Genomic DNA, 13,063 nt, shown 5'->3' with positions numbered 1-13,063 from the left:
GCACGGAGAGGTCGCGTGCTCACGCGGCCAAGGCTTGCCGTACGTCCACGGCGGAGGCCGAGGGGGCACCCGGACTCACCCGAACGGGTGAGTCCCTCTCGCCGTACGGCGGCCGTCGCCAGAGGCTCGAAGCCAGGGCGCGCCGGCAACGGCCGGTGTCGCCCGTGACGGAGAGGAAACCCATGGCCGACTCGTCCAAGCCCGCCAGCGCCGCGACCGCTGCCGCCAACCGGGAGGCGCTTTCCCGGTACGCGATGGATGACCGGCAGGACTTCGCCGACCGGGACCGTGGCTTCCTCGCCCCGCTGCCCGACAAGCTGTACGCCGGTGACGGCCGGGTGATCTTCGACGCGGCGCGGTTCGACTACATAGGCGACGACGTCCCCGCCCCCGACACGGTGAACCCGAGTCTGTGGCGGCAGTCGCAGCTCATCCGGAAGGGCGGCCTCTACAAGGTGGTCGACGGGGTCTTCCAGGTCCGCAACAACGACATCGCGAACCTCACCGTCATCGAGGGCGAGACCGGCCTGGTCGTCGTCGACTGCATGGCCTCCGTCGAGGCCGCCACCCAGGCGATGGGCATGATCCGCGAGCACGTCAGCGACAAGCCTGTCGCCGCCGTCATCTACACCCACACCCACATCGACCACTACGGCGGTGTCAAGGGGGTGGTGAGCGCCGAGGACGTCGCCTCGGGCAAGGTGCCCGTCATCGCGCCGGGCACCATCGCCTCTTTCGACAAGCACGCGATCGGCGAGAACGTGATCGCGGGCAACGCCATGTCCCGGCGGGCGTCGTACGCCTTCAACAGCCTGCTCGACCTCGGTGAGACCGGCTGCGTCACCTGCGGCATCGGCATCTCCACCGTGCCCGGCGTGACCGTCTCGTACATCTCACCGACCGACCCGGTGACGAGAACCGGTGAGCGGCGTGAACTGGGCGGCCTGGAGTTCGAGTTCCTCTACGCCCCGGACACCGAGGCGCCCGAGGAGATGCACATCTGGATTCCCCAGCTCGGGGCGCTCACGTGCGCGGAGAACGCCAACCACTCCCTGCACAACATCCAGACACTGCGCGGTGCGCGGACCCGGGACGCCCGCAACTTCGCCCGCTACCTCGACGAGACGCTGGAGCGCTGGGGCGACGAGGCCGAGGTCCACTACGGGCCGCACACCTGGCCCGTCTGGGGCAACGAGCGGGTGACCTCGTTCCTGGAGTCGCAGCGCGACACGTACAAGTACATCCACGACCAGGCACTCCGGCTCGCGAACAAGGGATACACCCCGCTGGAGGCGGCCGAGGCGGTCGAGCTGCCCGAGGAGCTGGGCCGCGCGTGGTTCAACCGCGGCTACCACGGCACGCTCCACCACGACGTCCGCGCCGTGTTCACCAAGGAACTCGGCATGTGGGACGGCGACCCCGTCTCCCTCCATCCGCACCCCCCGGTCGAGACGGCCCGCCGCCTCACCGAGCTGATCGGCCCCGAGAGGATCCTCGCCGAGGGGCGGCGCGCGTTCGACGCGGGCGACTACCGGTGGGCCGCCCAGATCCTCCACGCCCTGGTGTTCGCCGACCCGGAGCACGCCGAGGCGAGGAACCTGCAGGCCGACGCCTACGAGCAGCTGGGCTACCAGGCCGAGGGGCCCCAGTGGCGGGGCATCTTCCTCACCGCCGCCAAGGAACTCCGCGAGGGCGTCCTGCCGGCCGCGTTCGCCACGGCCAGCCCGGACTCGATCCTGGCCATGCCGATCGACATCCTCTTCGACTACGCCGCCGTCCACCTCATCGGCGAGAAGGCCGCCACCGCCGACCTCCGCGTCGACTTCCGCTTCACGGGCGCCGAGGCCGAGGAGACGTGGACGATGTGGGTCCGCCGAGGCGTCCTCAACGCCCGCCGCGGCCCCTCGCCCGACACTCAGCTCACGGTGACCGGTCCCAAGGCGGCCCTCGTCTCCACGCTCCTCAAGCCGGCGAGCGCCCCGCAGCTGGCCCAGGCGGGGAAGATCACCCTGGAGGGGGACGAGACCGTGCTGCAGACCCTGGCCGGGCTGCTCGACGACTTCGACCCCGACTTCGCCATCGTCACCCCCTGATCACTGGGACGGACGCGGCAGGGAGACTCCTGCCGTTCGCGCGCGCCGCGCCGCGGATCGGCGGGCTCACGCCGCCCGGTCGTCAGAGGTCATGGCGGCGGCCAGGTCCGCGTACCGCGCGGGAGCGTCCGACCCGCGGTCAAGGACGCTGCCGAGCCAGCCGAGCGCGAAGCCGGCGGGAACGGTGAGCAGCCCGGGGCTGACCAGAGCCGTCCCCTGGAGGTCCAGGTCGGGGAAGGCGGCCGAGGGGGAGCCGGAGAACAGGGGTGAGACGGCCAGCAGGACGAGGGTGAGAACGCTCGTTCCGTAGACGGACCACAGCAGGCCCTGCCGGGTGAATCCGCGCCACAGGAAGGTGTACACCAGGACGGGGGCGAGGGCGGAGGCGGCGAGCGTCATGGCCAGGGTGGAGAGCACGAGCAGGTTCCAGTCGGCGGCGGGCAGCGACAGACCGACGGTGGCGGCGCCCACCGCGGCCGCCGCCCAGCGGGCACGCCGGTCCTGACGGGGGACGCTTTCGGTGCCCGGCCGTGGGCGGCGCGGCAGCAGGTCGCGGGCGACCGAGGCCGCGGCGGCGAGAGTGACGTCGGCGACGGTGGTCAGGGCGGTGAGGAACACCGCGCTGAAGACGGCCGACACGAGGATGCCGCCGGGACTGAGCTCCTGGGTGACCAGGAGGAGGGCGATGCTGCCCGTCGGGTCGGCGCCGCTGAGTGCCGGTCCGCCGAGGACCGCGGCGGCTCCGAGGCCGACGACGAGGAGCAGGGCCGAGATCGCGATCAGCTGCCCGACCGCCCAGCGCATGGCCGTGCGCGTCGCCCTGCCGCCCGGCGAGCCGAGGACCCGCATCGTGACGTGCGGCAGGCAGCACACCGCCAGCGCGACGGTGACGAGCTGACCGAAGCGGTTCGCCGCCGCCATCCATCCGTTGCCGTACTGGACACCCGGCCCCAGGTAGGAGTCTCCCAGGCCGCTCCCCTTCACCGCCGCGCCCAGCAGCCGGTCGGGATCCCAGTCGAAGCGGTCGAGGACGAGGAAGGCCGCGCCCGCCATCACCACGAGCAGGACCACCACTTTGACGAGCTGGACACGGCCGGTGCCGCGGACCCCGCCGCTCACGGCCAGGGAGACGACGACACCGCCGATCACGAGGATGCACGCCGTCTTCGCCCCGCTGCTGGTCAGCCCCAGGACGAAGGCCGACAGCGACCCGATCGCGGTCAGCTGCAGCACCACGTAGGGGAGGCAGACGCCCAACGTCACCAGACCCATGGCCAGGCGGACCGAGCGCTCGGGAAAGCGGTGGGCGAGCGCGTCGCCCACCGTGTACCCGCCCGCCCTGCGCAGGGGGTCCGCGAACAGCAGGGCCAGCAGCACGAGGCCCATGACGACCCCGAGCGAGAGCATCATCCCGTCGTAACCGGTCAGCGCGACGAGCCCGATGAGGGCCATCAGGGTCACGGCGGACAGGGCGGCGCCGCTGATGACGAGGCCGCTGCGCCAGGCCGGTTCCTCAGACGACCGCGAGGGGAACATCGCGGCGTCGTCGTCGCCCGCGCCGCTGACCACCCACAGGCAGCCGCACAGGCTCAGGAACACCGTGAACACGGTGAAGAACGACTCCGGCGCGTCGAAGGCCGCCGCTCTCACGACAGCCCCCGGGTGCCCAGGGCGACGTCGACGCGGTTCGACTCGCGCCCGTGCCCCGTCAACGCCCAGGCGATCACGAGTACCTGGGGGCAGAGCAGGAGCAGCGCGAGAGAGAGGTGTCCCGCCACGGGGTCGGCGAGAGCTTCCGGCGCGGCGGAAGCCGCCACCGAGAGCAGGGCGAAGCCGGCTCCGGCCCGGCCCGCCCACCGGCCGCCGGTCCGCATGATCGCCGCGAGCAGGTCCGCGGCGTCGGATTCGGCGGTGGCGACGCCTGCGGCGCGGGTACCGACGGTGGGGGGTGCCGACGTGGGCATGAACGGCGAAACGGGGCGTGGCCGGCCGGGAAGCGTCAACGTGGCTCCAAGGGGTTCGGGAGGGTCGGTGCGCGGGCACATCGCGCACGTCGGCCGCCGCAGCATGCGGGGCCCGCGGGTGCCGCGTCCATCCGGATCGGAGCCGGGCCTCGTGGACCGCGCGGATCGTGTGGGTCGTCCCATCGGGGAGCAGTCGGTTTGTGGGAGGACACATCACTGATGGCTTTCCGGGGTCGATGCCTTTCACTGCGGTGTTCTCGGGCTCGACTGCATGAGCAATGCCTGGACACGGTGGTTATGTGGGATTAACTTGGCCGCCACTTGGTGACGTCGTTGCCAGGTCCCTCCCGCTTCCCTCGGCCGCGCCCCGTGCGATCGCGCGCCGATCCCTCAAGATCCGCTGCCGTCTCTTCAGGCAATCCAGGAGTACAGGAGTTCCCCATGACCAGAGCGTGGCCGAAGAGCATGCCCCCGTCCCTGGACTACCCGGATGCCGGGATCGACCGGCTCCTCGCGGGCGCCGCCCGGTCCTTCTCCGACCGGATCGCCGTCCGCGACGGCGAGGAGACGTTGACCTTCGCGGAGCTGTACGACCACGTGCTGCGCGTGGCGGGCGGGCTGCGGGAGCGGGGCATCGTCCCGGGCGACGTCGTCGCGATGCACATGCCCAACTCGCTCTGGTACGTCGTGGCGTACTACGGCGCGATCTGCGCCGGCGCGACCGTCGCCCCGGTCAACCCCGCCCAACCGGCCTGCGCGCTTACCGAGCAGCTCCAGGACGTGGGAGCCGGAGCGGTCGTCACCCATCCGGCCTGTGCCGCCGCGCTCGCCGGCGTCGACGTCCCCGGCGTGCGGTTCGTGGTGTGCGTGTCCGGGACCGCCGCCGCTCCGGCGCCGGCATCCCCGCCCCCGGCATCCCCGCCCCCGGCCCACCAGGAGACCGTGCCCTTCGCCGAGCTGCTTGCCGCCGCCCCCCTGACCGGATACGCGACGGACCCGGAGCAGGTCGCCCACTTCCAGCTGACCGGAGGCACCACCGGCCGTTCCAAGGCCGTGCGCGTGCTCCACCGCAACGCCGTGGCCGCCGTGCTCCAGGCGGCGTGCCTGCGCTCCGCGACACTCCCGGAGCAGGACGCCGAGGGCGGCGTGTTCCTCCGGCCGGTACCCGACGCCCTCAACGCGTACGCGCTGCCGGTGGGCGAGGGCGCCACCATCGCCGTCGCCCCGCTCTTCCACGGCATGGGCCTGATCACACAGAGCGTCAACATCGTCCTGGGGCAGACCACCGTCATGGTGGCCGGCTTCCAGCCGGACGCCTTCCTCGCCGACGTCGAGCGCCACGGCGTCACCGCGATCACCGGGTCGCCCGCGATGTACTACGCCCTGCTCGCGAGCCCGGCCCTCGACAAGCACGACTACTCCCGGGTGCTGATGGCCGTCTCCGGAGCCGCCCCGATCGACACGAAGGCGCTGAGCCGCCTCGCCGAGGTCTTCCCGAACGCCCTGGTCTGCGAGGGGTACGGACTCACCGAGGCGAGCATGGGGCTCGCCGGCGCCCCACCGAACCCGACCGTCGCCACCCCGGTGGGCAGCGTCGGCATCGCGGTGTTCGACACCCGCATCGAGATCCGCTCGCCGGACACGCACACCGTCCTCGGGGTGGGGGAGACGGGTGAGGTGTGGGCGAGCGGCCCACAGGTCGCCGACGGGTACCACGGGCAGCCCGAGCTGACGGCGGAGCAGTTCGCCGACGGCTGGCTGCGCACCGGTGACATGGGGCGCCTCGACGAACACGGCCACCTGTTCCTCGTCGGACGCGCCAAGGACATGATCATCTACAAGGGTTACAACGTCTATCCGCAGCCACTGGAGGAGATCCTCTGCAGCCATCCGGTCGTGGCCCAGGCCGCGGTCGTGGGCGCCCCGAGCGCGAACGCGGGCGAGATCCCGGCCGCCTTCGTCGTCCTGCGCCCCGGCGTCGAGGAAGCGGATGAGCTGGCCGACGAGCTGATGGAGTACGTCGCCGAGCGCGTCGCGCCCTACCAGAAGGTCCGTGACCTGCGCGTGGTCGACTTCCTGCCGCTCACGCCCACCGGCAAGATCCTCAAGTCGGCACTGCGCGACCAGCTCACCGAGGATGCCGCCACGGCGCACTGAGAACGGGCCGATGCGTCGGCGCCCCGGGAAGTGCGGGGCGCCGACGCCTTCGCGTCCACGCGCGTGGACACGTTCGTCGGTCCGGTGCGTGGACGTCACGGCTGGGCGACGGTCGCCGACGGGCACGTTCTGTGTCCCGGGGCAGGACACGGTGCCATCTCCTGTGACCGCCCACACAGATCGCGCCGGAGCCGAATAGGGCGTGCGCGAAGGGTTGTCCACGCCGGTCGGGACCTGGAACGTGATCCTCCGATTCGCTCGCCGATTTCCCCCCGCGCCCCATACCGGACCTCGTTCGCGTACGGCAACGGCCGGTGTCCGGACACGGCACCCACCCACCCCTCCACCCACAGGAGTCACGTTGAACAGATCGTGGAAGACCCCGCTGCGCCGCCGGTCGAGCGCCTTCGCCGCAGCCCTCCTGGGCGTCTTCGTCGCCGTCCTTCTCGGGCCCGCCCCGGCAGCCACCGCGGCCGTCGAACCCGGGCTCGACACCCCGGCCGCCACGCTCGACGCGGCGCTGCACTGCCCCGGCTCCTACGCCCATCCCGACCGTGAGCCGGTGCTGCTGGTCCACGGCACCAGCTCCACCGCCGACGAGAGCTGGGGCTGGGGCTACGCCCCCGCGCTGCGCGACGCGGGCTACGACGTCTGCACGGTCGACCTGCCCAACAGGTCGATGGGCGACATCCAGGAAGCCGCCGAGTACGTCGTCCACGCCGTCGGCAGGATCAACTCCCTGACCGGCCGCAAGGTCGACGTCATCGGCCACAGCCAGGGCAACATGGAGATCCGCTGGGCGCTCAGGTGGTGGCAGAGCCTGCAGAGCGAGGTCGACGACGCGGTCTTCCTGGCCAACCCCGGCCACGGCATCGGTGCCGGCAACCTCTTCTGCACGGCCCCCTGCGCTCCCGCACTCCACCAGTTCAGTGTCGGATCCGACTTCCTCGCCGCCCTCAACGCCGGCGACGAGACCCCCGGCGCCGTCTCCTACACCAACCTCTACAGCCTCACCGACGAGGCCATCGTCCCCGTCACGACCGCGCCGGTGAGCGGCGCCGGGAACATCTCGATGCAGAGCGTCTGCCCCGGGCGCACCGTCACCCACTTCGGCTTCCTGTACGACTCCGTCGCCTACGGGCTGGTCGTCGACGCGCTCTCGCACTCCGGTGCGGCCGACCCCGGCCGGCTGCCGTTCGGCAAGTGCCTGGACGTGAACCTCCCCGGCGTCACGGCCTCCGAGGCGAGCGGGGCCACCGCGATTGCCGCAGCGAACATGAGCGCGGAGCTCCTGAACGCCACCAAGGTCTGGGCCGAGCCGTCCCTGCGCTCCTACGCCCTGTCCTGACCCCGTCCTCCCCGACCCGGCAACGGGCCCGTGCCGCCGAGCGGCACGGGCCCGTTCGCGTCTGTGCAGCCCCGTCCCGGAAGGTCCCGTGGATGTCCACCCGCCGACATGTCCCGGGGAGCGGATCGCTGTGGCGGCTGCGTGCCGGGGGCGATCGCGGCGCAGACCGGGGGCTTGGCATGCGGGCTTGCGGGGGCAACACGTACTCCCTCGATCGAGGGCATTCTCCGAGCCAGCGCCGACACTGAGCAGGACCGCGCCGCGGGAAGCTCGTCGTCCTGACACGCGACCGCACGTCCCCGCGCACACAAGAGGACCGCACGGGAGCGCCCTTCGGCGTCCCGTGCGGTCCTGTCACCGTATCCGCGAGGTGTCAGCTCCCGTGCGCCGCGAGGTACTCGGCGAGGGCGGCGTCCTCGGTGGCGCCCTGGATCTGCGTCATCCCGCCCGGGACACCCGCGGCGGGCCGGGCGATGTACGTCTTCGTGCTGGACGCCCTGGCCGGGTCGGAGAAGTCCTGCGGCTCGTGGAAGCCCTCGGAGTACGCGGTGAGGCCGCGCAGCGCCTTGCTGATGCCGTCGCGGCTGAGGTCCTTCTTCTCGCAGGCGGCCTTGAGGGTGCCCACGAGGAGGGAGCCGGCCGCGTTGCCGGCCTGCGCCGCCTGGTTCACCGGGTCCTTGGGGTAGGCCTTGGTGTAGTCGTCGACGAGCTTCTTCACCGACGGCTCGTCGACGCTCAGGGCGGGCCAGGGGCTGGCCACGTACAGCAGCTTCTCCAGCGCCGGCTTCGCCGGTGTGGCCAGCAGCTGGGGCACGTAGGCCGGGGCGCTGGCGAGCACCGGCACCTTCAGGCCGGTGGCGGCGGCGACGCCGACGAGCGACGCGGTCTGAGCGGGGACGCCGCTGAACACGACGGCCTTGACGCCTGCGGCGCGCAGCGCGGTCACCTGCGCGGTCAGGTCCTTGTCGGTGGGCTTCACCGTCTGCGCGACGAGGGTCAGTCCGGCCTTCTGCGCGGCGAACCTGGCGCCCTCGGCGGCGTTGCCGCCGTACTCGCCCTCGATGTAGACGTGGCCGACCTTGTCGCCCTTCTTCAGTTGCGCGGCCTTCACCAGGAAGCCGACCCCGTTGACCATGTCGATGTCGTACGTGCTGGCCATCAGCCGCAGATGGGGCTTGCCCAGGACGGTGCCGGAGGCGCCGATCTGGATCGACTGGAGCCCGTCCTTCTCGATGCCGTCCAGCAGTGCCGCGGTCTGCGCCGAGCCGCTCAGCTGGCCCAGCGCCGCGACCTGGGGCTCGATCTCGGCGTAGGCCGCGACGGCCTTCTGCACGTCGAGCCCGTGGTCGCGCACCACCAGCTCGACCGTGCGTCCGCAGACGCCTCCCGCGGCGTTCACCTGCTTCAGGTAGAGCTGCTCGGCCTGGAGGGCGCTCTTGCCGAGGGGCGCGACCGGACCGCTGAGGTCGGTGAGGACCCCGACGCTGATCTTGTCCTGCGTGATGCCGGGGCCGGTCTTCATGCCGGCCTTGTCGGTGGAACCGGCGGACTCGCCGCCCTTGGTGCTGCATCCGGCCAGGACGACGGCCAGCGAGGTGGCCGTCGCGGCGGCCGCGAGTGTCTTTCTGCGGTTCACGGTGTGTGCTCCTTGAGGGTGTCGCCGCCGGTGCCGGCACCGGCGGAAGGCGGGGGAGGAGGAGTGGTAAGGGAGGAGGAGGTGGAACGACGCGGCCGTGGAAGACCCCGCAGGACGCGGGAGGCCCGCCGGCCGCGGAGACCCACGAGTCCTCCCGGGGCGAAGACCAGGGTCAGGACCAGCGCGGCGCCGTAGAGGAAGCGCGCCGCGTCGGCCGAGCCGAGCCCCGGCTCGGTGGAACCGGCGGACACCACCAGCGGAAGGGCGTCGGAGTAGTGGGCGAGCAGCTGAGGCAGCACGCTGACGAAGACCGCCCCGGCCGCCGCGCCCGCGACGGAGCCGAGGCCGCCTATCACGATCATGGCGAGCATGTCCATGGAGAGCAGCAGGCTGAAGTAGTCGGGGACGACCCGTTGGGCGGCCAGCGCCAGCAGTGCGCCCGCCGCGCCCGCGTACATCGACGAGACGGTGAAGGCGGCGGCGCGGTAGCGGGCCGCGGGGACCCCCATCACCGCGGCGGCGACCTCGCTGTCGCGCAGGGCTCCGAGTGCCCGGCCGGGACGCCCCCTGAGGAGGTTCCTGGCCGCCAGGGCGGCCACCGCGACCAGCACCAGGCCGAAGTACCAGAGCCGTTCCAGCCCCCCGAAGGGGACGCCGAGCACCGCCAGGCCGTCGTCGGCGTCGCCCAGGCTCAGCCCGAGGATCTCCATGTCGGGGACCGTCCGGCCGTTGAAACCGCCGGTGTACGACTCGGCGTTGAGCATCGCGTGGTGGCCGAAGAAGATCAGGGCCAGCGTGGCGACCCCGAGGTACATGCCGCGCAGCCGCCCCGAGAGGGGGCTGAAGGCGGCGCCCGCGACACCGGCGAGCGCCACCGCCGCGGCGAACGCGACCAGCGGGGGAAGCCCGAGACCCGCGAGCTCCGTCGTCCCGGAGCGGTGGGAGTCGTCGGCGAGCCAGGTGTAGCCGTACGCCCCGACCGCCAGGAAGAACGCGTGGCCCAGCGAGAGCTGTCCGGCCGTTCCCACGAGGAGGTTCAGGCCGATCGCGGCGACCACCGCGACCATCGCGAAGAGCCCGGTCTGGAGCCAGAACGAGGAGAGGTAGAGGGGCGGTGCCAGGAGCAGCGGACAGCCCGCCAGGGTGGCGATCCGCCGGGGGCCGAGGGCCCGCAGCCGCCGAACGACCGATGCGGGTGCCGATGAGAGGCGATCAGACACGGGATGACTCCTTGGCTCCGAGCAGGCCCTGCGGCCGGACGATCAGGACCAGCACCATCACGGCGTACGGGACGACCTCGGCGAGTCCGGAGCCGAGACCGCTCAACTGCTGCTGGTAGCCGGTCGCCAGGGCCTCCGCCATGCCGACGAGGAGACTGCCCAGCAGGGCTCCGCCGACCGAGCCGAGTCCGCCGAGCACCGCCGCGGGGAAGGCCGCGAGGGCGATCTGGCCGGTGGTCCGGTCGATGCCGGTGCCGGGGAACGCGGCCAGGAACACCGCGGCCACCGCGGCGAGCGCGCCGGCGAGCAGCCACGCGCTCATGCGCAGCCGGTCGCCTCGTACGCCCATCAGCGCGGCGGCCTCGGCGTCGGAGGAGTACGCGCGCATGGACAGGCCCCAGCCGGTCCACCGGAAGGCCGCGAGGAACGCGCCGACCAGGAGCGCGGCGGCGAGCAGCGAGTACACCCGGGCCTGGGCGACGGTCACACCGCCGACCGTGAGCACGTCGGCTCCCCAGGGGTCGCCGGTGCCGAGGACGTCGCCGCCGATCCGCCGGGCGAGCTCGGTGAGCAGCAGGATGTCGACGCCGATGGTCAGGATGGTGGGTACGGCAGGACCGTTCGCCCGCGCCACCCGGCGCAGGACGAGTGCTTCGAGCGCCGCCGCGGCCGCCGCTCCGAGCGCGGCGACGGCGAGTGCGCCGGCGAAGCCGAGCGGCTCGTGCAGGACCGCGACCAGGTAGCCGCCCAGCAACAGGAGCGATCCGTGGGCGAAGTTGACCGCACCGGACACCTTGAAGACCAGGCAGAAGCCGAGGGCCACGAGGGCGTAGACCGAGCCGAGGGCCATGCCGTTGAAGACGGTCTGGACGAGCGTGTTCATGGAGCCTGCTCCGTGTCAGGGCCGTCGGGGGCCGGGATGGTGGCGGAGGACGGGCCGCCGCCCAGGTAGGCCCGGACGACCGCCGGATCGCGTTGGACGGCCTCGGGCGAACCGCCGCCTATCCGGCGGCCGAAGTCCAGGACGGTCACCTCGTCCGCCATCCGCATCACCATCCCCATGTCGTGCTCGACGATCAGCACGGAGACGCCCAGGGCGTCCCTGATGTGGGCGATCGTGCGGGCCATCCCCAGGCGTTCGGCGGTGTTCATGCCGGCCACCGGCTCGTCGAGGAGCAGCAGCCTGGGCTCCATGCAGAGCGCCCGGGCGAGTTCGACGCGCTTGCGGTCCCCGTACGACAGGAGGGCGACCGGTGCGTCGAAGAGCGCCCCGAGCCCGGTGAAATCGGCTATCTCGCGGACGCGTTCGCGGTGCAGACGCTGCTCCCGCACCGCGCTCGGCAGGCGCAGCGCCGTCGCGGTGAAGCCGGCGCGGGTCAGGGTCTGGCGGCCCAGCAACAGGTTGTCCGCGACCGTTCCCCGGGTGAGGACGATGTTCTGGAAGGTCCGGGCGACGCCGAGGGCGGCGATCCGGTGCGGCGGGAGGGCGGTCAGCTCCGCCTCGCCGAAGCGCACGCTGCCGCTCGCCGCGCGGTAGACCCCCGACAGGACGTTGAAGCAGGAGGATTTACCTGCCCCGTTGGGGCCGATCAGCGCGTGCACGCTGCCCGGTGCGACGGTGAACCCGACGCAGTCCAGGGCGGTGAGGCCGGCGAAGCGTACGGTCACGTCCTCCACGGTCAGCGCCGGAACCCCTTCCTGCGAGGACGAGGTCCCGGGGGAGGCGGCGTGGCGCAGCAGCTCGCGGATCAACGGGACCACCTGCCCAGCGAGGGGACGGGAGCGCTCGCCTCGTCGCCGGGGCCCGGCTCGTCGTCTCCCTCCGGCCGCTCGCCGAGGTACAGGCGTCTGACCTCGTCGGACCGGGACAGCTCGTCGGCGGGTCCTTCGAGGCGGATCCGGCCGACGTCGAGGACGTAGGCGTGGTCGGCGAGTTCCAGGGCGAGGGCCGCGTTCTGCTCGACGAGCAGGACGCCGGTGCCGAGTGCGTTGATGTGCCGGACCACCTCGGCGATCCTCGCGACCACGAGCGGCGCGAGGCCGAGTGAGGGCTCGTCGAGGAGCAGCAGCCGGGGCCGTGCCATCAGGGCCCGTCCGATGGCGAGCATCTGCTGTTCGCCGCCGGAGAGCAGCCCCGCGGCCTGCCCGCGCCGCTCGGCGAGCACCGGGAAGAGCTCGTAGACCTCGGCGGTTGCCCGCCGGGCGTCCTCGCGGTCTCGGCCGGGGACGCCCAGGCGTCCGGCCCTGAGGTTGTCGGCGACGGACAGCCCGGCGAAGACCCGGCGGCCCTCGGGCACCTGCACCACGCCGGCGGCCACGACGTCGGCCGCCGACCGCCCGGCCAGCGGCACTCCGTCGAAGTCGACGCGGCCACCGCTCACGGATCCGGAGTGCAGCGGCAGGGTTCCGGACACGGCTCGAAGCAGGGTGGACTTGCCGGCCCCGTTCGCGCCGAGCATGGTCACGATGCTCCCGGCGGGGACGCGGAGCGACACGTCGTGCAGTGCGGTCACCGAGCCTCCGTACGTCACGGAGAGCCCCTGGACCTCCAGGGCGCCGGAGGTCACGGCCGGAGGCGGCGACGGGGGACGGGGTGGAGAGGACGAGCTCATGAGGCCCGCTTTCTTGTGCGGAACGGGGAGTGA

The 13,063-nt window shown here is 72.4% G+C and carries 10 protein-coding genes; 3 read left to right on the top strand and 7 right to left on the bottom strand.

All coding sequences use genetic code 11. The features are described from left to right. The first annotated feature begins 182 nt into the window (after positions 1–182). Positions 183–2,093 (top strand): alkyl/aryl-sulfatase, encoded by a 1,911-nt coding sequence (locus ACIQFX_RS15990; RefSeq protein WP_402463278.1) that lies wholly within the window; start codon positions 183–185, stop codon positions 2,091–2,093. Positions 2,094–2,159: 66 nt separating this feature from the next. Here ACIQFX_RS15990 and ACIQFX_RS15985 read toward each other — a convergent pair whose 3' ends face one another. Together ACIQFX_RS15985 and ACIQFX_RS15980 are read right to left on the bottom strand one after the other, a co-directional pair. Next, the gene (locus ACIQFX_RS15985; RefSeq protein WP_402463275.1) at positions 2,160–3,743 is read right to left on the bottom strand and encodes a transporter; all 1,584 of its coding nucleotides are present in this window, start codon (positions 3,741–3,743) and stop codon (positions 2,160–2,162) included. Further along, positions 3,740–4,057, bottom strand: coding sequence for a hypothetical protein (locus tag ACIQFX_RS15980; RefSeq protein ID WP_402463272.1), 318 nt, complete (start codon positions 4,055–4,057; stop codon positions 3,740–3,742). The genes ACIQFX_RS15985 and ACIQFX_RS15980 overlap by 4 nt, the downstream gene beginning before the upstream one ends. 441 nt (positions 4,058–4,498) lie before the next feature. Here ACIQFX_RS15980 and ACIQFX_RS15975 point away from each other — a divergent pair, with 441 nt between their 5' ends. Then, positions 4,499–6,214 (top strand): class I adenylate-forming enzyme family protein, encoded by a 1,716-nt coding sequence (locus ACIQFX_RS15975; protein ID WP_402463269.1) that lies wholly within the window; start codon positions 4,499–4,501, stop codon positions 6,212–6,214. A gap of 361 nt (positions 6,215–6,575) precedes the next feature. Next, the gene (locus tag ACIQFX_RS15970) at positions 6,576–7,562 is read left to right on the top strand and encodes an esterase/lipase family protein (RefSeq protein ID WP_402463266.1); all 987 of its coding nucleotides are present in this window, start codon (positions 6,576–6,578) and stop codon (positions 7,560–7,562) included. Between the two features lie 373 nt (positions 7,563–7,935). Here ACIQFX_RS15970 and ACIQFX_RS15965 read toward each other — a convergent pair whose 3' ends face one another. Genes ACIQFX_RS15965 through ACIQFX_RS15945 form a run of 5 tightly spaced genes read right to left on the bottom strand, consistent with a single transcriptional unit; the run spans position 7,936 to position 13,030 of the window. After that, positions 7,936–9,198 carry an ABC transporter substrate-binding protein gene (locus ACIQFX_RS15965; protein WP_402463262.1) on the bottom strand — a complete coding sequence of 421 codons (1,263 nt, stop codon included), beginning with the start codon at positions 9,196–9,198 and terminating at the stop codon, positions 7,936–7,938. After that, entirely contained in the window at positions 9,195–10,418 is a 1,224-nt protein-coding gene (locus ACIQFX_RS15960) for a branched-chain amino acid ABC transporter permease (protein WP_402463259.1), read from the bottom strand. Before ACIQFX_RS15960 ends, ACIQFX_RS15965 begins: the two co-directional genes overlap by 4 nt. Then, a complete protein-coding gene (locus ACIQFX_RS15955; protein ID WP_402463256.1) occupies positions 10,411–11,301 on the bottom strand; it encodes a branched-chain amino acid ABC transporter permease in 891 nt (296 codons plus the stop codon). Before ACIQFX_RS15955 ends, ACIQFX_RS15960 begins: the two co-directional genes overlap by 8 nt. Beyond that, complete coding sequence (locus ACIQFX_RS15950; protein ID WP_402463835.1) at positions 11,298–12,167, bottom strand: ABC transporter ATP-binding protein; 870 nt, start codon at positions 12,165–12,167, stop codon at positions 11,298–11,300. Before ACIQFX_RS15950 ends, ACIQFX_RS15955 begins: the two co-directional genes overlap by 4 nt. Continuing rightward, entirely contained in the window at positions 12,167–13,030 is an 864-nt protein-coding gene (locus ACIQFX_RS15945) for an ABC transporter ATP-binding protein (RefSeq protein WP_402463253.1), read from the bottom strand. Before ACIQFX_RS15945 ends, ACIQFX_RS15950 begins: the two co-directional genes overlap by 1 nt. Positions 13,031–13,063: the final 33 nt, after the last annotated feature.

It is taken from the genome of Streptomyces sp. NPDC093089, from assembly GCF_044754405.1.
In the GTDB taxonomy this organism is placed as follows: domain Bacteria; phylum Actinomycetota; class Actinomycetes; order Streptomycetales; family Streptomycetaceae; genus Streptomyces.
This window is presented reverse-complemented; position numbering and strand designations above follow the sequence as displayed.

Bases quoted from the DNA above. Each gene is read 5' to 3' on its own strand.
- ACIQFX_RS15945 (WP_402463253.1), bottom strand. From the start codon at position 13,030: ATGAGCTCGTCCTCTCCACCCCGTCCCCCGTCGCCGCCTCCGGCCGTG.
- ACIQFX_RS15980 (WP_402463272.1), bottom strand. From the start codon at position 4,057: ATGCCCACGTCGGCACCCCCCACCGTCGGTACCCGCGCCGCAGGCGTC.
- ACIQFX_RS15955 (WP_402463256.1), bottom strand. From the start codon at position 11,301: ATGAACACGCTCGTCCAGACCGTCTTCAACGGCATGGCCCTCGGCTCG.
- ACIQFX_RS15990 (WP_402463278.1), top strand. From the start codon at position 183: ATGGCCGACTCGTCCAAGCCCGCCAGCGCCGCGACCGCTGCCGCCAAC.
- ACIQFX_RS15975 (WP_402463269.1), top strand. From the start codon at position 4,499: ATGACCAGAGCGTGGCCGAAGAGCATGCCCCCGTCCCTGGACTACCCG.